The organism is Microbacterium sp. NPDC077184 (assembly GCF_040687055.1).
Lineage (GTDB): Bacteria > Actinomycetota > Actinomycetes > Actinomycetales > Microbacteriaceae > Microbacterium.
The window spans coordinates 339,112-362,677 of record NZ_JBFBMM010000003.1; the positions used below are offsets into that span (position 1 = coordinate 339,112).

20 protein-coding genes are annotated in these 23,566 nt (G+C 70.8%); 10 read left to right on the top strand and 10 right to left on the bottom strand.

Annotated features, from left to right (window positions below; genetic code table 11):
- Positions 1–80 precede the first annotated feature (80 nt).
- Together AB0O93_RS08615 and AB0O93_RS08620 are read left to right on the top strand one after the other, a co-directional pair.
- On the top strand, positions 81–1,520 hold the full coding sequence (locus AB0O93_RS08615; protein ID WP_363342421.1) for an NAD(P)/FAD-dependent oxidoreductase: 1,440 nt from the start codon (positions 81–83) through the stop codon (positions 1,518–1,520).
- Between the two features lie 17 nt (positions 1,521–1,537).
- Positions 1,538–1,942 (top strand): nuclear transport factor 2 family protein, encoded by a 405-nt coding sequence (locus AB0O93_RS08620; RefSeq protein WP_363342423.1) that lies wholly within the window; start codon positions 1,538–1,540, stop codon positions 1,940–1,942.
- A 31-nt stretch (positions 1,943–1,973) separates the two neighbouring features.
- Here the strand turns inward: AB0O93_RS08620 and AB0O93_RS08625 are convergent, their stop codons facing one another.
- From AB0O93_RS08625 to AB0O93_RS08640, 4 genes are all read right to left on the bottom strand, one after another.
- A complete protein-coding gene (locus AB0O93_RS08625; RefSeq protein WP_363342549.1) occupies positions 1,974–2,195 on the bottom strand; it encodes a DUF3072 domain-containing protein in 222 nt (73 codons plus the stop codon).
- Between the two features lie 145 nt (positions 2,196–2,340).
- Complete coding sequence (locus AB0O93_RS08630) at positions 2,341–6,327, bottom strand: Ig-like domain-containing protein (RefSeq protein ID WP_363342425.1); 3,987 nt, start codon at positions 6,325–6,327, stop codon at positions 2,341–2,343.
- A 204-nt stretch (positions 6,328–6,531) separates the two neighbouring features.
- Positions 6,532–6,954 carry an organic hydroperoxide resistance protein gene (locus AB0O93_RS08635; RefSeq protein WP_363342427.1) on the bottom strand — a complete coding sequence of 141 codons (423 nt, stop codon included), beginning with the start codon at positions 6,952–6,954 and terminating at the stop codon, positions 6,532–6,534.
- A 49-nt stretch (positions 6,955–7,003) separates the two neighbouring features.
- The gene (locus AB0O93_RS08640) at positions 7,004–7,453 is read right to left on the bottom strand and encodes a MarR family transcriptional regulator (RefSeq protein WP_363342429.1); all 450 of its coding nucleotides are present in this window, start codon (positions 7,451–7,453) and stop codon (positions 7,004–7,006) included.
- Between the two features lie 402 nt (positions 7,454–7,855).
- On the opposite strand from AB0O93_RS08640, the gene AB0O93_RS08645 reads away from it, so the two are divergent.
- The 6 genes from AB0O93_RS08645 to AB0O93_RS08670 all read left to right on the top strand — a co-directional run bounded on the left by AB0O93_RS08645 (position 7,856) and on the right by AB0O93_RS08670 (position 14,833).
- Positions 7,856–9,085, top strand: coding sequence for a hypothetical protein (locus AB0O93_RS08645; RefSeq protein ID WP_363342431.1), 1,230 nt, complete (start codon positions 7,856–7,858; stop codon positions 9,083–9,085).
- Between the two features lie 29 nt (positions 9,086–9,114).
- On the top strand, positions 9,115–10,383 hold the full coding sequence (locus AB0O93_RS08650) for a polysaccharide pyruvyl transferase family protein (protein ID WP_363342433.1): 1,269 nt from the start codon (positions 9,115–9,117) through the stop codon (positions 10,381–10,383).
- 8 nt (positions 10,384–10,391) lie between these two features.
- Positions 10,392–10,949, top strand: coding sequence for an acyltransferase (locus AB0O93_RS08655; RefSeq protein WP_363342435.1), 558 nt, complete (start codon positions 10,392–10,394; stop codon positions 10,947–10,949).
- Complete coding sequence (locus AB0O93_RS08660; protein ID WP_363342437.1) at positions 10,946–12,148, top strand: glycosyltransferase; 1,203 nt, start codon at positions 10,946–10,948, stop codon at positions 12,146–12,148. Before AB0O93_RS08655 ends, AB0O93_RS08660 begins: the two co-directional genes overlap by 4 nt.
- 155 nt (positions 12,149–12,303) lie before the next feature.
- The gene (locus AB0O93_RS08665) at positions 12,304–13,776 is read left to right on the top strand and encodes a sugar transferase (RefSeq protein WP_363342439.1); all 1,473 of its coding nucleotides are present in this window, start codon (positions 12,304–12,306) and stop codon (positions 13,774–13,776) included.
- A gap of 58 nt (positions 13,777–13,834) precedes the next feature.
- Positions 13,835–14,833, top strand: a complete 999-nt coding sequence (locus AB0O93_RS08670) for a glycosyltransferase (protein WP_363342441.1) — start codon at positions 13,835–13,837, stop codon at positions 14,831–14,833.
- Positions 14,834–14,891: 58 nt separating this feature from the next.
- Here AB0O93_RS08670 and AB0O93_RS08675 read toward each other — a convergent pair whose 3' ends face one another.
- The 6 genes from AB0O93_RS08675 to AB0O93_RS08700 are packed head-to-tail and all read right to left on the bottom strand — an operon-like array spanning position 14,892 to position 21,169.
- Complete coding sequence (locus AB0O93_RS08675; protein ID WP_363342443.1) at positions 14,892–15,545, bottom strand: CatA-like O-acetyltransferase; 654 nt, start codon at positions 15,543–15,545, stop codon at positions 14,892–14,894.
- Between the two features lie 36 nt (positions 15,546–15,581).
- Entirely contained in the window at positions 15,582–16,448 is an 867-nt protein-coding gene (locus AB0O93_RS08680; RefSeq protein WP_363342445.1) for a GDSL-type esterase/lipase family protein, read from the bottom strand.
- On the bottom strand, positions 16,445–17,914 hold the full coding sequence (locus tag AB0O93_RS08685; protein ID WP_363342447.1) for a lipopolysaccharide biosynthesis protein: 1,470 nt from the start codon (positions 17,912–17,914) through the stop codon (positions 16,445–16,447). The genes AB0O93_RS08680 and AB0O93_RS08685 overlap by 4 nt, the downstream gene beginning before the upstream one ends.
- The gene (locus AB0O93_RS08690; protein ID WP_363342449.1) at positions 17,911–18,768 is read right to left on the bottom strand and encodes a glycosyltransferase family 2 protein; all 858 of its coding nucleotides are present in this window, start codon (positions 18,766–18,768) and stop codon (positions 17,911–17,913) included. Before AB0O93_RS08690 ends, AB0O93_RS08685 begins: the two co-directional genes overlap by 4 nt.
- Positions 18,765–20,300, bottom strand: coding sequence for an O-antigen ligase family protein (locus AB0O93_RS08695; RefSeq protein ID WP_363342451.1), 1,536 nt, complete (start codon positions 20,298–20,300; stop codon positions 18,765–18,767). The genes AB0O93_RS08690 and AB0O93_RS08695 overlap by 4 nt, the downstream gene beginning before the upstream one ends.
- 14 nt (positions 20,301–20,314) lie before the next feature.
- Positions 20,315–21,169 carry a hypothetical protein gene (locus AB0O93_RS08700; RefSeq protein ID WP_363342453.1) on the bottom strand — a complete coding sequence of 285 codons (855 nt, stop codon included), beginning with the start codon at positions 21,167–21,169 and terminating at the stop codon, positions 20,315–20,317.
- 291 nt (positions 21,170–21,460) lie between these two features.
- Between AB0O93_RS08700 and AB0O93_RS08705 the strand changes: the two genes are divergently transcribed.
- Positions 21,461–22,633: a glycosyltransferase family 4 protein gene (locus tag AB0O93_RS08705; RefSeq protein ID WP_363342455.1), complete on the top strand. Its 1,173-nt coding sequence runs from the start codon at positions 21,461–21,463 to the stop codon at positions 22,631–22,633.
- A complete protein-coding gene (locus tag AB0O93_RS08710) occupies positions 22,630–23,565 on the top strand; it encodes a glycosyltransferase (protein ID WP_363342457.1) in 936 nt (311 codons plus the stop codon). The genes AB0O93_RS08705 and AB0O93_RS08710 overlap by 4 nt, the downstream gene beginning before the upstream one ends.
- Position 23,566 lies beyond the last annotated feature (1 nt).

The window sequence follows — 23,566 nt, forward strand, 5'->3', positions numbered from 1 at the left end:
CGTCCGCCCTCACCCACCCGTGCGCGCGCCAGAATGGACCACGACCCACCCCGTCGGGGAGGCGCCGCGAGGGAGACGAGATGACCCAGCAGTTCGATGTCGCCGTCGTCGGGGCGGGACCTGCCGGCATCGCCGCCGCCCTCCGTGCCGCCGAGCTGGGCGCGTCCGTCCTCCTCGTCGAGCGTGCCGATCATGTCGGCGGCACGTGCGTGAACACGGGGTGCGTGCCCACGCGCGCCCTCGCGAAGGCTGCCCGCCTGATGCGCGAGATCCGCGCGGCGGGGGCGTACGGCATCCGCGTGTCCGATCCCGAGCTCGATTGGCCGGCCACCGCCACGCTCGTGCGCGAGCGGGTGGATCTGGTCCGGGAGAGCAAGGCCGACCTCGAGCGTCTCGAGAAGGCTGGCGTCGACGTCCGCCTCAGCACGACGGCCGAGTTCACGGATGCCGACACCCTGCGCCTCCGTGGTGACAGCGCCGCCGACGGCACCGGCGCCCCCATCGACGTCACCGCCGGCTCGGTGATCCTGTGCGTCGGCGGTCATTCCCGTGTCCTCCCGATCCCCGGCGCCGAGCACGCCCTGCTTCCCGAGCACCTCCTCACCGTCACCGAGCTGCCGCGATCGGTCGCGATCATCGGCGGCGGCAATACCGGCGCGCAGGTGTCGACGATCCTGGACTCGTTCGGGGTGCAGGTGACCCTCCTCGACGTCGCCCCGCGGATCCTCATGCCCTCCGATCCCGACGTGAGCGAGGCGATCACGCGTGAGTTCACGCGACTCGGCATCACCGTGCGCACGGGTCTCGCCGGGGTCGACTCGCTCGAGAAGAAGTCCGACGGCACCATCCTCCTCACCTGGCGCGACGCTGAGGGCGACGATCCGAGCACCGCGGTGTTCGACGTCGTGATCATGGCGGCGGGGTGGCCCGCGAACGTCGAGGGTCTCGGGCTCGACGAGGCCGGAGTCGACATCGAGCGCTCGGCCGTCGCCGTCGATCGCTACTTCCGCTCGTCGGTGCCGCACATCTTCGCGGTCGGTGATCTCACCGGACAGGACATGCTCGTCCAAGCTGCGCAGTTCGAAGCCGAGGCTGCGGCCGAGAACGCCGTCCTCGGTGCGAACCGGGCCACCCCGCACCACCTCCTCCCCGTCGGCGCCTTCACCGACCCCGATTACGCGTCGGTCGGTCTCACCGAGGAGCAGGCGCGTGAGCGAGATTCCCAGTGCGTCGTCGCCGTCGCGCACTACGACCGGCTCGAGCGGGCGATCATCGACGACCGTGCGGTGGGGTTCTTGAAGCTCATCGCCGACGGTCGTCGCTCGCTCATCCTCGGCGCCCACGCGGTGGGGGAGAACGCGGTCGAGGTCATCCAGGCCGTCACGACCGCCATGGCCGCCGGTGCGGATGTCTCCTCCCTCGCGGCGGTGAAGTTCGCCTATCCGACCTACACGGCGATCGTCGGTGTCGCCGCGCGCGACCTCCTCAAGACGGCTCCGACCGACCCGACCCTCGCATGAACCCCCGGGAGGCTCACATGACAACGGACCCCGCACCCCGCGTCTTCGCCGACACCGCGGCAGCCGAACGCAATGCCGCCGTCGTCCGTCGCTTCTTCGCCGAGGTGCTGGCTCCGCCGCACGACCTCGGTCGCGTCAACGACCTCGTCGCGACGGACTTCGTCGACCACACTCCCGACGGGCGCGATCCGGGAAGAGCGGGCGTGGCCGCCAAGTTGCGCACTCTGTTCACCGCCGATCCCGGGGCGACGTTCTTCCTCGAATCGATCGTGGCGGCCGGCGACCGCGTGGCGGCTTTCTCGGAGTTGCGGACGACGCAGACCGGCGGGTCCTCGGGCGGAAGCGCGCGGTTCGCCGACCTCTACGTCGTTCGCGACGGTCGGATCGCCGAGCACCGCCACGTGGTGTCGCCCCCAGCGTAATCCTCGCGGGCCGACGGCCTGCGGGGATTCTTCAGCCCTGGCCGCGCCCCGAGGCTTCCTGGAGCCGTTCGATCTCTTCGGATGCCTGCGCCTTCGTGAGGTCGGCGGGCACCTGCTCTCCCGCTTCGCGGGCGAGGGTGTCGAGGTAGGACCGCTGAGGGCCGGTCATGGGCTCGTCGCCCGTGACCCACGTCGAGGGGTCCTTCTCCGCGGAGTTGTCGGAATCGGCATCCGGTTCGGTGGCGCCGAGCATCTCGCGGTCGTCGGCGGGGTCGGTGTTCGTAGAAGACATGCGTTGACCGTAGGCCCGAGCGCCGACACCGCCGTCGGGGTTGACAACGACGCCTGAGGGGCCCGGGAATACCCGGACCCCTCAGGTCGTCACGTCCGTCGCATGATCACACCATGCGACGGCGCCAGACGATCAGCATCGCGATGCCGACCGCGATCAGCAGCGCGCCGATGACCCAGCTCGCGGTCCACAGGGTGCCGCCGGTCACCGCCAGCGGCTCGCTCACCGTCACCTCGAGCGTCGCCGAGGCCAGCTCGGTCGATCCGGAGTACACGCGGATGGTGTGCTCTCCCGGGCTGGTCGACGCCGGGATCGTCACGCTCGTCCAGAACGAGCCCGAGATCGATGCGTCCACCGTCGTCAGCACCTGCGGGGTGGAGTGCAGCTCGAGGCGCAGGGCGGTGCCGGGCTCGTAACCGGTGCCCCGCACCACCAGGCTGTCGCCGGCCTGGACGGTCGAGCGGGTCAGGGTGAGCGTGGGCGTCGCCGGGGTCTCCTCGCCGCCGCCGTCTCCGTCACCGTCACCGCCGCCGTCTCCGTCGCCCTCACCACCGTCGCCGTCACCGGGTTCCTCGTCGCCGATGACCGAGACGACGTAGTCCTCCGAGGTGGTCGACTGGCCCGACGAGTCGGTGACCACCGCGGTGAGCACGACATCCGTACCGGCCTGCTCCTCCGTCGGCGCCCACGTGAAGGCGTACGGGGAGGTGCTCAGGGTGTCGACGGGTTCGCCGTCGGCCAGCAGCGTCACGAAGGCGACCGCGAAGTCGTCCTTCGCCCGGACGAGCGGGACGATCTCGGTGCCCGGCTCGATGGACACGCCCGTTCCCGGGTCGACGATCGCGCCGGTCGGCGCCTGGTCCTCGACGGTGCCGACCGCGGTCGGCTCGCCGGGCTGCGCCGGATCGGTGATCACGCCGCTGACCGACACGTCGGGTGCGCCGACGAGCGAGACCGCCTCGGCGGTACCCGTGATCCGGCTCGCGTCGACGAACCCGTCGAACCCGTGGGTGTAGCGCACCCCCACCGGGTTGTCGGATCCGGTGACCAAAGTGCCGGTGACGTAGCCGTGCTGGCGGATGCCGCTGTCGACGTCGTTGGCGGGGTCGCCGTCGGGGCCGCGGCCGCCGTCGAACAGGATGCCGCCGGCCTGGAAGCCGGTGACGACGCTGTCGGCGACGGTCAGCTCGGTCTCCACCGTGCCGGGGCCCGCGCCCTGGAGGAAGTTCGTCTTGACGATCCCCCAGCCGTGCGGGTTGTCGGAGGCCACGATCGGACCGACGATGCTGTCCGACACGCGTCCGGCGGTGTTGACGAACGCGATGCCCGCCTCGGCGTTCACCGAGCCCGAGGTCACCGTGACGCCCGAGATGTCCAGGAACAGCTCGTTGGTGTCGGTCGAGCCGAGCGACTGCCGCATCACCGTGATGACGTTTCCGCCGGTGTCCCGCAGGTACGGGGTGTCGCCGACCAGCGTCGCCAGGCTCTGATCGGGCATGATCGTCACCTTCTCGGCGCCGGCGCCCTTGATCTTCAGCGGCTTGGCGATGGTGAGACCGTTCGTCGCTCCCGGAGCGAGCGCGGTGACCGGGTTCCGGCTGGCGGGGGTCGGCGCGGAGGAGGACTCCTCGTACCGGCCCTCGCAGACGACGATCGTGTCCCACGGGGAGGCGTGGTCGACGGCATCTTGGATGCTCGTGAAGTTCGCCGTGGGGCACTGCGCGCGGTCGTCGTCGACGACCCACGTGACGTTCGCGGCGGTGTCCGCGACGGTGTCGGGAAGCGCCAGCTGACCGGGGGTGATGTCCGTCTCCGCGAGGAATGCCGCGGGGTTCGGACCGGCGGCCGGTGCCCCGCTGCCTGCCCCGGCGTTCGGCGTGATGCCGTCGGAGAGGATCAGCGGCGCCTCGACGGCAGCTTCCTGGAACCGGACGTCGGCGATCTGGATCGACCCCGACGCCGGCATCCCTTCTCCGCCGAAGCGCAGCTCGACCGCCGCGAGCGACGACACGTCGACACCCTGTGCGGTGAACTCGGTCAGCGGCACCCGGATCTGCTCCAGCACGATGTGCGTGTAGCGCGTCTGGTCGCCGGTGGACATATGCAGGGCGTTGCCCCAGCGCGGGTCGCCGGCCGAGACGGATGCCTCGGTTCCGGCGCGGTCGATCAGGACGATCTCGAAGTCCTGCGACGATGCCGCCGGGTCCCACATGACGTCGGTCTTGGGCTGGTCGGCCTCCCGCGACACCGCGCCGGGGTTGCGCAGGTCGAAGAAGTTCACGTCGGCATTCAGGGCGAGCGCCTTCATTCCGGACACGTCGCTGGATGCCGCCGGGATCTGCGCGGTGAGGGTCGCCTGCTGGCCCGCCTCCCACGCGAGGGAGAGCTGACGCCCGTAGGAGTGGTTGATGGGCGAGTTCTCACGCGTGCCGTTCTGGCCCCCGACGGCGGCCGGGTTCGGCAGGGGGCAGGCCTTGGCGGCGGTGGGGTTCCCCGGAATGCCGAGCACACCGGGGGCGAACTGGTCGGGCTCGGGGTTGCACCAGTCGATTCCGGATGCCGGCTCCGGGCGCGGCAGGACGCCGCCGTCTTCGAGGTAGGGGTTCGCGAATCCGGTGCCGACCAGGGAGCCGCCGAGGGCGTTGAGCGTCAGCGGGTTCTCGATCTCGGGTCGGATCACGTCGATCCGCTCGTCCGCGGGGGCGAAGTACGAGGTCGACACGCGGTCGGCGCAGTCGATCGCGCGGTCGCCATCGGTGATGTCGGGGCACGCGGAGGCGGGCACCTGCTGGTGCGACTCGGTCGTCGACAGTTCACCGGTCATGTAGGGCTCGAACGCGCCTTCGCCGCCGACGTAGCGCCGGAAGAACGCCGACATGGTCGCCAGGCCCAGCTTCTCCTGCGCGCCCATGCGTGCGGGGTCGGCCGAGATCTTGGTGTTGACCTCCGGGTTGAAGGTGTCGCTGTTGTCGATGACGTACGACCACGGGTCGTAGCTCGCGGCGCCGCTCAGGCGGTGGTTGTTCTCCGAGACGCGGTCGTCGCGGGTCGGCCGGCTGTCACCGCACGCGGCGTCGCCGCCGGTGGTGCCGTCCTGCCCGTCGGCGAACCACACGGTGTTGTACCAGTTGTGGTTGGCGCCGAGGTGCGAGACCTGGATGGAGGGGAACGGGTTGTCGCCGTTGATGTACTGGCTGCGTTCGAAGAACCGCGCACCCTGCAGGTTCGACACGTCGCCGTCGCACCAGGGGAGGATCGACATGAACGGCGTGCCGTAGGGGGCCTTGCGCTCGTAGTCGACGGGGGCGAGGGCGATGACGCCGCGCAGCGGATAGCGCGGCCCATCGGTGCGGATGCGGTTGTAGTCGATGAAGCTCGTGACGGCGTCGCCGCCGCGCGAGTGGCCCATGAGGCCGATGCGCTCCATGTCGAGGGTTCCGGCGAGTTCGGTGCCGATCGTCGTGTGCTCGTCGACGGGGAGGCCGCCCGGCTCGTTGGCCGCGCTGAGGGCGTCGAGCGTGGCGGCGATGAGCAGTCGTCGCTGGTGCATGCCCTTTCCGCTGGTGCCGTCCTGACGCATCATGAGCTGGTCCTGCGACACCGAGAACACGGTGTAGCCCCAGGTGGCGAGGTTCTCGCCGAGGTAGGCGTACCCCGCTTCGTTCCGCTTGAACTCCGTGCACGAGAGCACGCTCGTGTCGCCGTTGACATCGCATGAGCCGTGGTTGCCGTGGACGAGGACGATGAGCGGCGACGGCGCCGTCCGGTCGGCCGGGGCGTAGAGCGCACCGCGGATCTCCATGCTCTCCGCCGCCCGCGCCGTGCCCGGGTCGGGTGCGAGCCCGCTGGAATTCGGCTCCTGCAGGTCGACCAGGCCGAGCTTGGTCTCCTGGATGGTGCGCGGCACGTGCGGGCCGCGGTCCAGGGGATCCGGCAGCGCGCCGAGATCGAGCGCCGCGGCGACGGGGTCAGCCGCCGGCGGCGCGGCGGCGGGGACGTCGGCGGCGAAGGCCGGAGCGGTCGGAAGCAGCAGTGCTGCGACCAGGGGGATGGTGGCGAGCGCGCGCCAGCGCGATGAGCCGGGTGCCTTCACGGCGGTCCTCTTCCTGCGATCGGTGGGGGATGCACCTCCCGGTGGAGCAGGTGGAACGGGCGAAGCGGAGGAAGGCGCAGTCGCCACCGTAGGGAAGGGGTGTTTCGGTGAGCGTTTTCTGTGTTGCCGCTGTGTAAAGCCTGGGGAGACACCATGCGGGGCCCGAGCGTGAACCGCTCGAGCCCCGCATCCGTGTCGGAGGGATCAGTCGTCGACGACGGTGACCGTGACTTCGATGTTGCCGCGCGTGGCGTTGGAGTACGGGCAGACCTGGTGCGCGGCATCCGCCAGCTGCTGGGCGATCTCGTGCTCGAGTTCGGGGATGTTGACCTCGAGGGCGACGGCGAGACCGAATCCGCCGTCGCCGTTCGAGCCCAGGGCGACGCGGGATCCGACGCTCGAGCCGTCGATCGAGACCTTCTGCGCGCGCGCGACGCTCTGGAGGGCGCTGTGGAAGCAGGCCGCGTACCCCGCGGCGAAGAGCAGTTCGGGGTTCGGTGCGCCGCCCGCGCCGCCGAGCTCCTTCGGGGTGCGGACGTCGGTGTCGAGAATGCCGTCGGCGGTGCGGACGTGTCCGTCGCGACCTCCACCGGTGGCGAGTGCTTCTGCGGTGTAGAGAGTCTCCATGGGGGATTTCCTTTCGTGGGGGACGGGTTGTCGGAGAGGAGGACGGTCGTCAGGAGGCGGCGCGCAGCTCGCCCGCGAGCGCACGCATGTTCGCCGTGATGGCCGACAGCTGCTCCAGCAGCTCCGGCAGGCTGCGGCCGCTGTCGACGAAGGCCGGCACGAGGCAGCCCACGGCGCCCATCACCTCGCCGTGCACGCGTCGTCCGTCCTCGCTCAGCGAGATCCGGACCACGCGCTCGTCCCGGTCGTCACGGCGGCGGTCGACGAGTCCGCGGGTCTCGAGGCGCCGCAGCAGGGGCGACAGGGTGCCGGAGTCGAGGTTCAGCTCGTCACCGAGGGAGCTCACGGTGCGCTCGCCGGTGGCGAGCACCACCATCGCGAGGTACTGCGGATACGTCAGCGACCACGGCTTGAGCACTTCGCGGTAGGCCTGCGTCGTCGCGTGCGACGCGGAGTACATCGCGAAGCACACGAACTCGTCGAGCGCGGTGGCGGGCATGACTAAAGCCTTGCACACAACTCAATTGTGCACAATCGATGCCGTCGTTCCGCTTCACCCGCGTTCGTGCGCGTTAGGGTGGGGGAATCACAGGCGGCCTCGACGCTCTCGTCGGCGACCCCCCAGCCGCCTGGGAAGAGGGAGTGCGGTGTTCCAGCGCGCGTTGTACGCACTGATGTCGGTGTTCCGAGGACGTGACCTGGACCGGGACGCCGCCATCGAGCAGGACTGGGACTCCGGTGAGGAAGAAGAGGGCACGGGCCCCTCGTCGCCTTCCGAGCGTTAACACGGGTTCTCTCCGTCGTAACCTCCCCGCATCATCCCGCCGTCTAGGGTGTGCATCAGATCACAGTCGCACCACCGCGGGGGCGGTGGCGCTCATCACCGACGGGATGGCCCGCTATGCCCGATCTGTCTCGCCGCACCGCTCTGACCGCTCTGCTGGGTGCTCCGCTTCTCATCGCCGGATGCTCGGTGGCGACGCCGTCTCCGTCGACGGTGCCCTCGGGCTCGGCCGCCCCGCCCCGGGATCTCGTCCTCGAGGACGGGCCCGAGCTGAAGGTGCAGACGGCCTCGGTCGCCGTCCAGCGATTCGGACCCACGGGGACCCACTGGCCGGCGCGCACCCCGACCCGGAGGGATCGCTTCGCCTTCGTGGTCGAGGCGGATCCGACATGGTCGTCCATCGCCGCCGCCATCGAGCGCGCCAACACCGTCGCGCCGAACGGCCATGCCGCCATCCTCGTCCGGCCGGGCACGCTCCCGGGATTCGGCGCGGGCTCCACCGCGAAGCCGGTGCTCTCCAACGTCGGGTCCGCCCGCAGGAAGTCCCGTGTGCTCATCAGCCCGCGGGACGGCGTCGGTTCGGTGACTTTCAGTGCCTCGATCCGCCTCGACCGGGTCCGCGGGGTGACCTTCCTCGGGTTCTGGCTCGCTCCGTACTCGATCGTGCTGTCGGCCGTGCAGGACTTCTCCTGGGCGTGGTCGAAGGGGCAGGCCTTCAACATCACCGGCAACTCGAGCGAGCCGACGGCCGACGTCGACCTCGTCGAGTGCGTGACCCCGGAGGCGCGCGCGGCGGATGGCGACACCTGGGCGTTCCGGACCGCCGGTCAGCGGATCGACCGGGTCGCGGTCGTCGGGTCCTACATCGCGCCGTCGTACAAGGCGGCCGGCTCATCGGCGCACGTCGACTCCCTGCAGCTGTCCGGCTCGCAGGGCATGAGCGGAATCGTCTTCAAGGACACGGCGATCTTCGCCTCGACGAACGCCGCATTCATCGGCTACCCGGGGGCTTCCGACATCCTCTTCGACGCGTCGCTGGTGGTCGGCGGTCGCTACATGCTCGATCGGTTCCCGCTTCCCGAGGGGGCCAACAACTTCACTTCCGGCTACCCGTCGGCGGTCAACGGCTCCGGCACGGTCGACATCCTCTCGGCATCCGGGTCCACCTTCTACGGTCCGCTGCGCGGCACGTGGAAGACCGTGACCGGGAGCACCGTCATCGGTGCGCAGGCACCCTCCGTCTCCGATGGAGCGTTCGACACCGGGACGACGACGATGTCCGCGGACGGGTTCGACACCATCTCGCCGGTGCCGACCGATGACGTCCTGAGGTCCATCTGGAAGTAGTCCATACCCGAAATCGCAAGGGGGAGCTGATGCGGGTGAAGGAACGGGTGCGAGGCGCTCTGAAGGCGGAGCCGCTGATCCGCGCGGTCGACCGCGCGTTGCTGCGGGCACGCCCGCGCGGGGGCACGACCGCCATCCTCATCGCGCCGCCCGGGCGCGGGAACATCGGCGATCAGGCGCTGGTCGAGGCGTTCGTCGAGGCGATGGATGCCGCAGTGGTCGTCGTCGTCCGGTCGGTCGCCGACATCGACATCCCGCCGCATCTCTCGGATCGGATGTCGCTCCTCCCGCTTCCCGCACTCATCTATGGGACCGCGATCGGCCACGCCCGCGACGCGCGGCGATTGTCGCGTGCGCTCCGGAGCGCGGGATCGGTCAGCATCATCGGCGCCGACATCATGGACGGAGCCTACGTCCTCGGAGCCTCCGTGACCCGCGCCGTCGTCGCGGAGACCCTGGCCGCGCGCGGCTGGCCCGTGCGCATTCTGGGGTTCAGCTGGAACGGCCGGCCGCACCCGGTCGCGCTCCGTGCGCTTCGTCGCGCAGCGAATGCCGGAGTGACTCTGCTCGTGCGCGATCCGGTCTCCTCGGCGCGGGCTCGTGCGGACGGCCTCGCTGTGACCGACACGGCTGATCTGGTGTTCCTGGCCCGTTCGACGGACGACGCCGCCGCTCGTCGCTACGCGGGGGATGCGCGGTTCGCGCTGGTGAACGCCTCCGGTCTCATCGGCGGGGGCGACGACGTCGTGCGCGAATACCGCGGCGTCATCGCGGGCCTGCACGACCGCGGGCTGGACGTGGTGCTCGTGCCGCATGTGTCCCGTGCGGGTGCGGACGACGTCCCACTGTGTGCGGCGCTCGCCGCCGGATGGGCGGATGCTGCGAACGGACGGCGCGTGACGCTCGTCGATCGCCTCCTACCACCCGCTCAGATCCGCGGAATGTCCGCGGAGGCCGACCTCGTCGTCACCGGGCGCATGCACCTGGCCGTCATGTCGCTGATGGCCGGCACCCCCGCCGTGACCCTCGCGACCCAGGGCAAGGTCGAGGGGCTCATGGCGCTGTTCGAGGCGCCGTATTTGTGCGTGGATCCGGGCGCCGAGCTGGCGGCCCGTGTCGAATCCGCGCTGGTCACGGCCTCACAGCCCGGAACACGCGCACACCTGTCGGCGCGGGCCGAACGTGTCCGTGCGCTCGCAGCCGAGAACGTGCACGGTCTGTCGGCAGAACGGCACCCGATCTCCTCGACCACCTCCACGGCCTCGCCCTCAGCCCACGATGCGGTGACGCGACCGTGATCACCGGGATGACGGCCTTCCAGCAGGCGCAGCGCGTGCGCGATGCGCTCTTCAGCGCGTTCGTCTCGCGCGGGTTCGCCACCTTCGGGGCGGGCAGCCGCATCCTGCTCCCCTTCCGGACGGGGAATCCGCATCTCATCGAGATCGGGCGCTCGGTGCTCGTCGGCCCGTCCTCCTGGCTCATGGTGCCGCGCGTGGACGCGGGGACGCCGGTGATCCACCTCGGCGACCGTGTGCGGATGAACCAGACCTCGATCACGGCGGTCCGAGAGGTCACGATCGGGGACGCGGTGGACCTCGCGCGCGGGGTGTACATCTCCGACCACATGCACGGCTTCGACGACGTCGGTGTGCCCATCCGCGATCAGCCGCTGGTGCGGGTGGCCCCCGTCCGGATCGGCGCTGGAGCATGGCTCGGGCAGAACGTCGTCGTCATGCCCGGCGTGACGATCGGCGAGGGCGCGGTCATCGGGGCGAACAGCGTCGTCACACGCGACGTCCCGGCCCACACCGTCGCGGTCGGGGCGCCGGCGCGCGCTCTCCGAGAGGTCAGGGCCGCTTCGTGACGGATGCCGAAGAGCAGGTCGCGCGCGACCACGTCTTCACGTTCTCGTACGAGACGTACAACGACGCTGTGCAGCGCGGGATGATGCGTCCGCCGGATCGCATCTTGCAGACGCTCATGACGAGTCCGCGCGTCGGGCGCCTGCTCGTGGCGAACCCGTGGCGTTCGCGCCTCGGACACGGCGTTCGGCGGATCACGGGACGCGACGCGGGGTTTCCCGAGACGCCGACCCGCCGCCTCGTCCAGCCCGTCCGTCTGTCGCGTGCCGACCCCCTGACTCCTCGGGGACTGGTGGCCTCCATGCGCGCGTACGACCGCGTGCTGCGTGAGGAGGCGGACCGCCTCGGCCTCGTCGCGCCGTGCGTGCTGACGACGAATCCCCTCGTCGCGGCGTTCGCACCCTTCGCGTGGGCCTCGACGGTGACCTATTTCGGGCGGGACGACTGGCTGAGCGCCGACGACCGTGCGCGGTACCGGCCGGCGTTCCGCGCGGCGTACCGCCAGATCAGAGAGTCGGAGATCGCGGTGGTTGCGGTGTCGCAGCAGATCATCGACCGCATCGATCCACGGGGTCCGGCGCGGGTGATCCCGAACGGAATCGATCCGGCGGAGTGGCTCGGGCCGCGTCCCGAGATGCCCGCGTGGCTGGCGCGCATCCCCGGGCCGCGTGCCCTCTACGTCGGGACGCTCGACGCGCGCCTGGACGTGGACGGCATCCTCTCACTGTCCGCCTCGCGACCCGAGCTCGGCATCGTGCTCCTCGGTCCCGTCGGCGACGAGGCCGCCGTTGCGCCGCTGCGCGACCGGCGCAACGTGTGGATCCAGCCGGGCGTCGGGCGCACCGAGCTCGTCGCCGCCCTCCGCAACGCGGATGCCGCCCTTCTCGCCCATCGGCGGACGCCGCTGACAGAGGCGATGAGTCCGCTGAAGGTCTACGAGTACCTCGCCGCGGGGCTGCCGGTCGTGGCGATCGATCTGCCGCCGGTCCGCGACCTCGGCCCTCGCGTGCTGCTGACGGGCGGCACCGCGGAGATGGGGGAGGCGGTGGATGCCGCCCTCGCGATGGGGGTCGCGTCCGAGGACGAGAGGGTCGCGTGGATCGCGCAGAACAGCTGGTCGGCGCGGCACGCGGCGCTGCTGGATGTGACCACGAGATCGGCTTTGTTTCGCCGAGGTGAAGAGTCGCGCTCGGGTGTATGAAGAGTCGTCTTCGGGATGTCGCGGGGGCGACGCCCCGGCATAGCATTCACGCGGGGAACGGGGGTTCCCCGGTTCATGAGCACCCTGGGGGGCCTGGTGCGCACCATCATCGTTTTCGCAGCACGATCGACGATTCCCGACGGACGGGGGCGGCGATGACCTCGACGCGCACGGACGGGTTCGTCGAGACGATCCCGCGACAGCCGCTGAGCATGATGTGGTACGGACGGCTCGTCCGCGGAATCGTCGTGGGCGACATCGCGGCGATCACGGCATCGGTGCTGCTGGCCAGCACCCTGTCATTCGGCCCGGCAGGTCAGTGGTGGAGCGTGATGGAGGCGTCGACCCTGGCAACGACCGCGCTGCTGTGCGCGGCGTGGCTCGTGGCCCTGTCGGCGACGAAGAGTCGCGCGCAACGGATTCTCGGGCAGGGCTCCACCGAGTACCAGCGCGTGCTGGCGGCGACCTTCGTCACCTTCGGCAGCGTGGCGATCGCGTACTACCTGCTCGACATCGGCGCGGTGCGTCGCTACGTGGCGGTGGCTCTGCCGACCGGCCTGGTGCTCCTCGTGGTGAACCGGCTGCTGTGGCGCCGGGCGCTGACCGAACTGCGTCGTCGGAATCGCGCCCTCACCGGGGCGCTCGTGGTCGGTCGCGCCCGCGACGTGGATCGCGCTGTCGCCGAGCTTCGTCGTCACGTCCACGCGGGGTACACCGCCGTCGGCATCAGTCTCACCGACGATCTGGACACAGCCGACGACGACGTCGCCCGACGGCTCGAGTCCCTGCCGACAGTTCCCTACTCTCAGCTCGTGGATGCCGCACGCACCGCACGGATGCGGGCGATCGTCATCGCCGGCGAGCTCCCCGGGGGGCGCGCAGCCATTCGCGAGCTGGGCTGGGCCATGGAGCGCTCCAGCGCCGAGCTCATCCTCCTGTCCCGGCTGACCGACGTCGCCGGTCCGCGCATCCACCTGCGTCCCATCGAGGGTCTTCCGATGGTGCATGTTCAGCTGCCGCGGTTCACGGGAACCGCGTACGCCCTGAAGCGTGCGTTGGACGTCGTGCTCTCCGCTCTCGCGCTCGTGGTCCTTTCCCCGCTTCTCGCCGTGATCGCGCTGCTGGTGCGGCGCGACGGGGGGCCGGCACTGTTCCGGCAGGAGCGGGTGGGAATGGACGGCACGTCGTTCACGATGCTGAAGTTCCGCTCCATGGTGGTCGATGCCGAGCAGCGGCTGACGGCGATCGCCGACGCGGACGAGGGAAACGGCATCCTGTTCAAGATCCGCGAGGATCCGCGCGTCACGCGCGTGGGCCGGGTGCTGCGCCGCTTCTCGCTGGATGAGCTCCCGCAGTTGTGGAACGTGTTCCGCGGCGACATGAGCCTCGTCGGGCCTCGGCCGCCGTTGCCGACCGAGGTCCGCAGGTACCGCGGACACGAGACCCGACGGCTCCTCACCAAGCCCGGCATCACCGGGCTCTGGCAGGTGAGCGGGCGATCCGACCTGTCGTGGGAGGACAGCATCCGGCTGGACCTCTACTACGTCGAGAACTGGTCGGTCACCGGCGACATCGTGCTCCTGGGGCGCACGGTGGTGCAGATGTTCAAACCCGAGGGTGCGTACTGACGAGAGGCGGACGCACCGCACACGACACATCGATCGAAAACTGGGGGAAGCCATGGGGATGGCTCTGATGATCTGCTCGGGTGGGGGACACCTGAAGCAGCTGCACACGCTCGCTCCGAGACTGGGGGTGAGGCCGGAGGACCAGGTCTGGGTGACGTTCGAGAACGGGCTCAGCCGCTCGCTGCTCGCCGATCGGGACGTCCACTTCGGGCCGTTCGTCGCACCGCGGGATCTCGCTGGCCTGCGGCGGTTCCGCGCGCTCTTCCTCGACGTCGCGGCGGAGTACGACTTCGACCGCGTCTTCAGCACGGGGTCGAGTCCCGCGGTGATCGCCTTGCCGCATCTCGCCCGTCGGGGCGTCGAGGCCCACTACATCGAGAGCGCCGCGCGGGCGGCCGGCCCGTCGGTGACCGGACGCATCGTCGCGACGCAGTCGAAGGTCGCGACGTACACGCAGTATCGCGGGTGGGAGTCGAAGCGCTGGCAGTACCGCGGCTCGATCTTCGACGCGTACGCGCCCGGGCCCGCGCGCTCGGCGCCGGAGCGGATTCGGAAGGCCGTCGTCACCGTCGGGACACAGGAGGGATACGGATTCGACCGCCTCTACGATGCGCTCGTGCCGCTGCTCGTGGACTGCGACGAAGTCCTGTGGCAGACGGGCACGCAGGATGTGACGCGGTGGGGGATCGAGGGGCGCGCGCGCGTGCCGCACGACGAGCTCGTCGCGGCGGTCCGCGAGGCGGATGTCGTCGTCGCCCACTCCGGGACCGGGTCGGCGATCTCGGCGTTCGAGCAGGGCAAGGCCCCCGTGCTGGTGCCGCGCCTCGCGCGCTTCGGCGAACACGTCGACGATCACCAACTGCAGATCGCCGCCGAGTTCGACGGGCGGGGCCTGGCGATCCAGGCGGCACCCGAGGCGCTGACGACCGAGATGCTCCTCGCGGCGGCCGCGCGCACGGTCGAGGTCACCGACGCGGGCCCGATCGCGCTCCAGGCACCCAAGCGCCGTCGGCGAGCGGGTTCGCAGACGGCGGGTGTCGCCGCGCGCCCCGCTTAGCCGTCGAGGGTCTGCGCGAGGGTCTCCCGGGCAGGTGCAGGCGAGCGAGCAGAGGTTCTCACGTCACCCACTCGGGCGTGGCCATGCGTGCACGGATGTCCTCGGCGAGTCGCGCCGTATGAAAGCCGTCTGCCGCCGCGTGGTGTGCCTGGATCGCGAGGGGCATGAATGTGCGCCCTTCGCGTTCGATGTGACGACCGATGGTGAAGATGGGCAGCAGGTGCCGGGTTCCTCCGTCGATCTGCAGCGAGAATCCAGTGAAGGATGCCCAGGGCAGGCTCGAGACATCGAAGGCGTTCGGCGGTAGCTCGCCCTGAGGGAACATCGCGACGGAGGACGCTGCCTCGGCGAGCACCCGTGCCGCGCGTTCGTGAAAGGCCGCGAAGTTCGAGTCATAGGGTGACCAGACCACGGCGAAGGTCTCGCGCGCGGCGTTGAACACGGTGAATGCGGGGTGCACGACCGGCCACGTCGCGGGCGCGCCGGCGTCGGTGAGTGCCATGCGGAATTCGCGGCGATTGTTGACGGAGTGTGCGATCGCCCAGATCTGGGCGAGGTAGGTCTTTCGGCCCGCGCGGCGGAGCGCTGCGAGGAGTGCGGTGACGTCGATCTCGACAGTCATCGCATATGTGCACGGCACCCGCTCGCGGTAGTGCTCGAAGGCCTCGCGACGCGCCCACGTGTCCAGGTCGATCGGTTCGGGCGAGATCATCCGCCCATCCTCCCAGATGGGTGCCGCGCGCCCCGCTTAGCCGTCGAGGGTCTGCGCGAGGGTCTCCCAGGCGACCTGGGCGACCTTCGCCTGACCGGATGCCGACGCGTGGAAGTGGTCGATCGACGAGATGTCCGTCGACGTGAAGTCCAGCGCGTGGATCGCTCCGGCGTCGTGGACGCACCGCGCGTCCGCCTCGCAGGCCTCGGCGATCGCGGCGTTGTAGCCGCGGACCGTCTCGTCGATGCCCGCTCGGCGCTGCACATCGACGGCCGCGTCGGATGCGGGGTCCGCGAGCAGCGATCGGCAGGACGAAGACGCGTTCCAACGCGCGGTGGCCTCCGGGTCGTCGCGTCCGAGCTCCCACATGCGCAGCAGATCGGGGATCGACAGCGCGACGATCTGCGCGTCGGGCAGGCCCGTCCGCACCGTGTCGATGAGGGTCGTGTACTGCGCTCCGAAGTCTGCGACGGGGGTGACCGCGGCGGTGTCGGGGCGACAGACGTTGTTCGCGCCGATGAGGATCAGCACGATCCCCGCCCGCTCCGCGACCGCCGTGTCGGCGAGCCGGATCGCGTCGGCGACGGTGCCGCCGTTCTTCGCGGCCCACACGTGGGGGCGTGAGGCGCCCTCCTGACCGGCGAGGCGTGCCGAGACGGACGCCACGGTCGGGTCGTCTCCGAGGGCCCAGGAGGCGGCGGGGCACTCGCCCATGTCCGAGCACGAGTTCACCCCGAGCGCCATCGAATCGCCGATCACGGCGATCGGCCCCGCGGCCGCGCCGCCCGCCGACCCGGTGGGCACCGTCGGCACCGGGTCGGCGGAGCCGGGCGCGCATCCACTGACGGACAGCGCGGCCGCCACGAGCAGCGCGATGCGCGCCGATGCATGCGCGCGCGTCACGAGCGGGCCTTCCGCACGAACGCGAGCATCTCGCGCGCATCCCGCCGGTAGACGGGGATCAGAAGCGCGAGCATCAGGACGCCGAGGCCGGCGAACCCGCCGGCGAGGAGCTGCACGATCGCGGGCAGGGTGCTCGTCGCCGCCACGGCGGCCCACGCGGACCCGAAGGTCAGCGGGGTGATCAGCGCGGGGCGCACGAGCGGCCGGCAGATGTCGCTCCAGCCCCGGACGAACGTGCCGCTCGTGGCCGCCCAGAATCCGGGCACGAGGAGGGCGACGGTGGTCAAGCCGTAGAGGAGGGCCAGTCCCTCGATGCCGTTCCACCACACCCCGACGAAGAACATCGCGATGACGAGGGGGCGGGTGATGAGGTAGTAGACGAGCTGCCGGTGCGCGCGTCCGAGGGTGATGTACAGCCACCCCTGGACGTTCCCGATCGCCTGCGCGATCCCCGCGATCGCCAGCAGCGCGAAGGTCGTCGCAGCGAGCTCCCATCCGGGACCGAGCAGTAGCAGGATCAGCGGCTGCGCGACGGCCGCTGCGATTGCGTAGGTCGGCAGCGACAGGTAGCCGATGATCACGAGCGACCCGCGCACATAGCGGCGGTAGCGTTCGCCGTCCTCCTGCAGTCGGCTCAGCACCGGCAGCGCGACCCGGCCGATCGGACCGTTCAGCTGCTGCTGCGGCAGCAGGAAGAGCGAGTACGCGCGGGAGTACTGACCGAGCGCGGCCGGCCCGAGGTTCGCGCCGATGACGACGTTGTCCATGTTGCGCGCGGCGTAATTCAGCAACTGCACGCCGAAGATGCTGCCTCCCGTGCTCAGCAGCGATCGGATGTCGCGCGAGATGCGCGGGAGGCCCCAGCGGAGGTCGGTGACCACCCACAGCGCGATCAGCCGATACACCTGGCCAGCGCCGGCGAAGATCACGAGCGACCACACGCCGAAGCCGAGGAACGCGGCGACGATCGAGAGGATCACCCCGACGGCCATCGCCACGATGTCTATGAGGGCGAGCGTGCCGAAGCGCATATCGCGCTGGGCGGCGGCCTGCATGGGCATCGCGATGGCGTTGATGAGGAGGGTCGGCGCGATCGCGAGGGTGAGGATGACCAGGCGCTGCTCGTCGTACAGGTCGGCGATGAGGGGGGCGCACAGGGCGGTCACCACCATGAGCCCCGAGCCGAGGAACACCGAGAACCACAGCAGGCTCGACCACTGGCGCGCGGTGAGGGTGCGCGCCTGGATGATCGCACCGGTCATCCCGAAATCGCGGATCAGGTCGGCGACGCCGACGACGGCCATGATCATCGCGATGAGACCGAAGTCGCGCGGGTCGAGCAGGCGCGCGAGCACCATCGTCGACCCGAGCTGCAGCAGCGTCTTCAGCCACAGGCCGCTCGCGGTCACCGCGGCCCCGCGTGAGGCGGTCTGGCTGAGGCTGCGCTCGCCGGTGGCACGGCTCATGCGGCCACCTCGTCGCGGACGGAGGCATCGCGCGCCCAGGGCACGTGCTGTCCGCGGCGGAGGGCGCGGCGCGCGCGCAGCATCGGCACCGCGTAGCCGTAGACGTAGATCGGCAGCGCGATCCACAGGTCGGGGCGCCGGGCGACGCGGGAGAGGAGCCGCGCGTAGCGCACCCGTGCGGGAACCGGCGCGGCCCGCTGCGCGACAGCGCCGAGCTCGCGGTTGCCGAGGTCGATGCGCGTCGCGCGGCGGAGGTGGGCCCGCATGGTCGCGGGTGCACGGACGGTGAAGGTCCCGCTCGAGGTGCGCCGCTCGGACGGATCGAACTGCTGCTGGACGAACCGGTCGTCCGCGATCACGTCCGGGAAGCGGTCCCACCGGCGGCGCCCGGCGGCGTTGACGGCGTAGACGCCCGAGCCGACGTGTCCCGCGCGGCGGTAGTCGGACAGCTCCCACACGCGCACGTAGTGTCGCATCGCCCACGAGCTGCGGCTCGCGTCCACCTGCAGTGTCGGCGCCGCCGCGCAGGGTTCCTCGGCCGCGGCGAGCAGGCGCACGAGTGCGCGGAGCGTCTCCGCGTCGATCTCGATGTCGGCATCGAGGTACAGCCGCGGGAACGCCCCCGCGGCCTCGTCGCCCGCGTTGAGCGCCGCGATCTTCGACGCCGGGGCGATCTCGACGACGCGCACTCCCGGGACGGATGCCGCCTGCCGGGCGGTGTCGTCGTGGCAGCCGTTGGCCACGACCACGATCTCGAACTCTCCGTCGTCGGTGCCGGCGAGCATGCGTCGCAGGCGCGCGGCGATCCCCGCCCCTTCGTCGTGGGCGGGGATGACGATGCTCGCCGCGCTCACGCGAGCTGCCGCTCTCGGTCTGCCCGGACGCGCAGCGCCGGCGGGCTCGCGGTGATCAGCCACCCGCCGGAGGCCAGCAGCATGAACGCCACGAACAGGGTCTGGTAGAAGCCGAAAGCGTCGTAGAAGAACATCGCGGCGCAGAAGCCGGCGAGACTCACCGTCAGCGCGAAGCCGAGCATCGCGAACTCCAGGTCGTCACGGGCGACGGTGAAGCTCCACCGCAGCAGCATGATCGCCGGAACGACGAAGAGCGCGGCAAGGCCGATCACACCGACCACGCCGGTCTCGAGCAGCGTGCCGAGCACCTGGTTGTCGAGGATGAAGGCGTTCTGGTCGTCGCCGACGACGATGCGGCTCCCGACGCCCGTCCCGAACAGGGGGTTCTCCGCGAATTCGTCCATCGCCGGGCCGAGGTCCGCCAACCGCCCCGCACCCCGCCACCCCGGCGAGGTCTGCTGCGAGGCGATGAGCGCGTCGAGGTCGAGGAACGACAGCAGCATCGTGTTCACGATCCGCGGCACGAACAGCATCCCGGCCAGGAGCGCGGGCAGGGAGAACGCGATCAGCGTGATGCCGAGCCAGGGGCGCAGGATCAGGGCGAGCAGCAGCATCACCGCCAGCACGATGATCGCCGTCCGCGAGACCGCCGACAGCACACCGCCGAGCATGATCAGGATCGCCAGCCCGTAGACCAGGCGTCGGTTGAGCGGATGCCGCGGCCACGGGCTGAATCGCATCAGGTAGATCGCGATCGGGATGAGGATGCAGAGCATCACCGAGAGGGCGATCGGATGCTGCGATGAGGCGAAGGAGCGGAATCCCCCCGCACGGAAGGACTCGCTGTCGGTGGCGATGAGATCGAGCGGCAGGACCTCGTGGAGGCGGAGGAACGGGTTGATCCGGGTGACGCGTTCGATGACCGCGGCGAACGCCACCGCGACCGACGACCACACCAGCGCGTTCAGGAGGCCGAGCACCAGCCGGTGGGTGGTGATCACCTGCCGCGTGACGTAGAACAGCGCCAGCAACAGGGCGTAGTTCAGGAGCGACCCCGCGGCGGTGGAGGCCAGCCCCTCCCGCACCAGGTCGTCGCCGTTCGCGGGGATCGAGATGACGAGGCTCGCCACGAAGATCCCGATCGGCCAGCCGAATCCGACCGGCTGCCAGGCGCGGCGCGAGTCGACCAGCACGGCACCGAGCACCGCGACGATGAGCACCAGCAGAAGCACGCGGTACGGCTCGAGAGCGAACGGCAGCGGGATCGGCAGCGCGTAGCGCCGCACGGGGAAGATCATCAGCACGGCGATGAAGAGGCCGAACAGGCCCAGCCGGCTGAAGAGGACACGACGGGCGAGGATGACGACGGCGACGACGAGGAGGAGCCCCCCCGCGACGAGCGGGGGCAGCACGAGGGCCGCTCCCAGACCCGTCGCCGCGAGGATCACCGCGGCCGTCACCTGACGCCACGCCGGCACGGCGAGATCGTCGGGGGGCGCCGTCCCGATGCGGGAGGCGCTGTCCACAGACATCGAGTGGATCCGTGTCAGCCGACGGTCGTCGGCTCGCGATCATCGGCGCGTTCGACCGGGTCGGGCGGGAGCGCCGACGACCGTCCGCGCCGCATTCGCGGCGACTCGGTCGGAGACTCGTCGACCGGCTCGTCCTCGTCGATCGCGGCGGCGTCGCGCGCGGCCCGCTTGCGCTCGCGCGATCCCTTCGCCCCCGCGATGAGGAAGGCGGCGGCGACGAAGAGCAGGAAGATGCCGAGGAAGGTCACCAGGACCGGGATCATCGGGTTGCTGCCCTCCTCCGCCACGGCGCCGGATTCGTCGAGGACGCTCATGACGACCCGCTCGGCCTCGGGGATGCCCGCGGCCTCCTGCTCGGCGGCGACCTGGGTGAGGAAGAGGTCGGTCGCCGTGGCGCTGATCTGCTCGGCGCGATCGGGGTCCGTGGAGGCGCCCACGACGTCGATGATCGGCAGCACGTAGCGGCCGGGGAACGACTCGTCGCCTCCGGGCTGCGTCGTGCGGCGGAGGGCCGTGAGGTCTTCCGTGTCGGAGAGCTGCCCGATCTGATCAGCGACGCCGTCGCGCATCTCCAGGCCGCTGACCATGTACGCGTAGAGGATCGCCTTCTGCGTGAGGTCGACGTCGGTGGCGAGCGTCTGGCCCTCCACGACCTCCTGTCCGGGAATGACCGCCTGGTACATCGGCTGCGTCTGGCTGGTGACGAGCACGGTGGTCGAGGCGCGGTAGGCCTGTTCCGATCGCGGGACGACCTGTCCGTCCACGAGCGTGAAGCCGGCGAGAAGCCCGCCGAGCGTAGCCACGACGAGTCCGACCAGCAGCAGCCACTTCGACCGCCACAGGATGATGAGATAGCGCGGAGTTTCCAATTTTGTCCCCCTTGGACCGAGTTCGTGCCGCACGACGCCCCAAGCGTCATGCCCCCCTGGCATCGGATCGGTGGCCGCCACCCCTAGATCGGCGTCCACGCCCTACCACCATGAGCGACGAGAACGCCGTCGGAGTTGCGGGCGTGTTAACGGATGACGTCGCCGTGTAAACATTGCGGGGCTTTCGGTGACGGATGACGATTTCGACTTGCACACCGCCGACGCGCGTGTCCATAGTCAAGCGTCGGCGGGGGCCGACGGGGGATCGCTTGCACATTTTGGGGGTGTGGCGTGCGAGTTGTTTTTTCGTTTCCGCATGTCCTGGGGGCACCCGGGATCGGATGGACGGCCTGGAACCAGGTCGAGGGCCTGACCCGCGCCGGGCACGAGGTGCACGTCGTGGCGGCCGGCCTCGCGCGACCGGTCGAGGCGGCGTCGGTGGCGCTGACGCTGAGTGTCGCCGGCCGGCGCATTCCGCATCGCGCGGTGGGTCGCGACCGCGCGTTCGTGTGGCACGACCGCCGCGCCGCCCGACGCGTGCGCGCGGTTCGACCGGACATCGTGCACCTGTGGCCGCTCGGCGCGGGCGCCGCCGCGACGGCGGGGCACGAGGTCGGCGCGGCGGTGCTGCGCGAGGCGCCGAACACGCACACCGCGCACGCGTGGGAGGTGGTCGCCGCAGAGGTGGCGCGTCTCGGTCTGCATGACCGGGTCCGCACGGCGCACACCGCGAACGCGGAGCACCTGCGCATGGAGCAGGCGGAGTGGGATGCCGCGACCGCGATCCTCGCCCCCTCCGAGCCGGTGGCCGCCTCGTTCCGCGCCGCGGGCTTTGCCGACGATCGCATCCTGCGTCACCGCTACGGCTATCGCCCGAGCAGCAGGCGCGTCCGCCCGCGCACGGGCGACCGGCCGCTCCGTGCCGTCTACGTCGGGCTCGGTGAGCCCCGCAAGGGACTCCACCACGCACTCGCTGCCTGGAAGGCATCGACGGCGTCGCGCGGGGGCGAGCTGACCGTCGTCGGACGGATGCTGCCCGGCTACGCCGATCTCCTCCGCGACGACCTGGGGCTTCCGGGGGTGCGGACCGTCGGCTTCTCCGAGGACGTGTCGAGCGTTCTCGCCGCTTCCGACGTGCTGCTGCTCCCGACGTTGGAGGAGGGGAGCGCGCTGGTCACCTACGAGGCCCAGGGTGCCGGGTGCATCCCGCTCGTCTCGACCGCCGCGGGAGCCGACCTCGAGGACGGCGTCCACGGGTTCGTCCACACTCCGGGGGACGTCGACGCCCTGCGGTGGCATCTCGATCGGCTCCAGATCGATCCGGCGCTGCGCACCTGGATGAGCGCGAGCTGTCTGGAGCATGCTCCCGCGCTGACGTGGGATGTCGCGGCGGCGCGGCTCGCGGAGGTCTACGCCGAGGCGTGCGGCCGGGACACCGTCGACGAGCACGAGTTCGCGGCATGACCCCGTCGCCGGATGACGTCACGGTCATCGTGTGCTCACGCGATCGGCCGGAGATGCTGCGCGCGGCCTTGACCTCCGTGCAGCAGTCGTCCCCGCCCGAGGTGGGCGTCCTCGTCGTCGACAGCGGTTCGGCGACCGACGAGACGCGGGAGGTCGCCGCCGACGCGGGTGTCGACTACGTGCGTGCCCAGCGGGGCCTGTCCATCGCCCGCAACGCCGGGCTGACGACCGCGGATCGGCCCATCGTGATCTTCACCGACGACGACTGTCATCCGGCTCCCGGGTGGATCGAGGCGGCACTGCCGCACTTCCTCGAGCCGGAGGTCGCGACCGTGACCGGCCGCATGCTCGACCACACGGTCTCCGAGGATGCGCCCTATCACCGGCCGGCCCGCTACGAGCGTCCCGTGACGGGGATCGACGCGGGGCACGGCGCGGTGATGGCCTTCCGCCGGGAGGCGCTGCTGCGCATCGGCGGGTTCGACGATGCGCTCGGTGCCGGCCAGCCCATGGCCGGGGCGGAGGACCTCGACATCTTCACCCGTCTGCTTCTGGCGGGGACCGCCATCGTCCACGAGCCCGGCTGCCTGGTCCGGCACACGAACACGCGCGCCGGAGAGGCGTACGTGCGGTTGCACGAGGGGTACGGCCGCGGTCTCGGGGCCTACCTCGTGAAGCACTTCCGTCTGCGTCCGGTGCTCGGGCTGCGCCTCGGGTGGCGCCTCAAGGGCCGCACGCTCGTCCGGATCGTCCGCGGCCTCCGCCGGCGACGTCCGGTGGCGCACGACGTGGCCCTCGTGCGCGGGATGGCCGTCGGCGCCGCCACGATGTGGCGGGTCCCGATCGTCGGGGAACGGTTCATCCCCCCGTGGCAGAGCCGCGGCCTCCCGCCGCTGGATGCGGCGGGGCTTCTGATCTCGGAACGGAGCTGAC

What these genes read in the sequence shown, in the direction of transcription:
- AB0O93_RS08615 (WP_363342421.1), top strand. Translation starts at nt 81, where the DNA reads ATGACCCAGCAGTTCGATGTCGCCGTCGTCGGGGCGGGACCTGCCGGC.
- AB0O93_RS08620 (WP_363342423.1), top strand. Translation starts at nt 1,538, where the DNA reads ATGACAACGGACCCCGCACCCCGCGTCTTCGCCGACACCGCGGCAGCC.
- AB0O93_RS08625 (WP_363342549.1), bottom strand. Translation starts at nt 2,195, where the DNA reads ATGCTCGGCGCCACCGAACCGGATGCCGATTCCGACAACTCCGCGGAG.
- AB0O93_RS08635 (WP_363342427.1), bottom strand. Translation starts at nt 6,954, where the DNA reads ATGGAGACTCTCTACACCGCAGAAGCACTCGCCACCGGTGGAGGTCGC.
- AB0O93_RS08640 (WP_363342429.1), bottom strand. Translation starts at nt 7,453, where the DNA reads ATGCCCGCCACCGCGCTCGACGAGTTCGTGTGCTTCGCGATGTACTCC.
- AB0O93_RS08645 (WP_363342431.1), top strand. Translation starts at nt 7,856, where the DNA reads ATGCCCGATCTGTCTCGCCGCACCGCTCTGACCGCTCTGCTGGGTGCT.
- AB0O93_RS08650 (WP_363342433.1), top strand. Translation starts at nt 9,115, where the DNA reads ATGCGGGTGAAGGAACGGGTGCGAGGCGCTCTGAAGGCGGAGCCGCTG.
- AB0O93_RS08655 (WP_363342435.1), top strand. Translation starts at nt 10,392, where the DNA reads ATGACGGCCTTCCAGCAGGCGCAGCGCGTGCGCGATGCGCTCTTCAGC.
- AB0O93_RS08665 (WP_363342439.1), top strand. Translation starts at nt 12,304, where the DNA reads ATGACCTCGACGCGCACGGACGGGTTCGTCGAGACGATCCCGCGACAG.
- AB0O93_RS08670 (WP_363342441.1), top strand. Translation starts at nt 13,835, where the DNA reads ATGGCTCTGATGATCTGCTCGGGTGGGGGACACCTGAAGCAGCTGCAC.
- AB0O93_RS08675 (WP_363342443.1), bottom strand. Translation starts at nt 15,545, where the DNA reads ATGATCTCGCCCGAACCGATCGACCTGGACACGTGGGCGCGTCGCGAG.
- AB0O93_RS08685 (WP_363342447.1), bottom strand. Translation starts at nt 17,914, where the DNA reads ATGAGCCGTGCCACCGGCGAGCGCAGCCTCAGCCAGACCGCCTCACGC.
- AB0O93_RS08695 (WP_363342451.1), bottom strand. Translation starts at nt 20,300, where the DNA reads ATGTCTGTGGACAGCGCCTCCCGCATCGGGACGGCGCCCCCCGACGAT.
- AB0O93_RS08710 (WP_363342457.1), top strand. Translation starts at nt 22,630, where the DNA reads ATGACCCCGTCGCCGGATGACGTCACGGTCATCGTGTGCTCACGCGAT.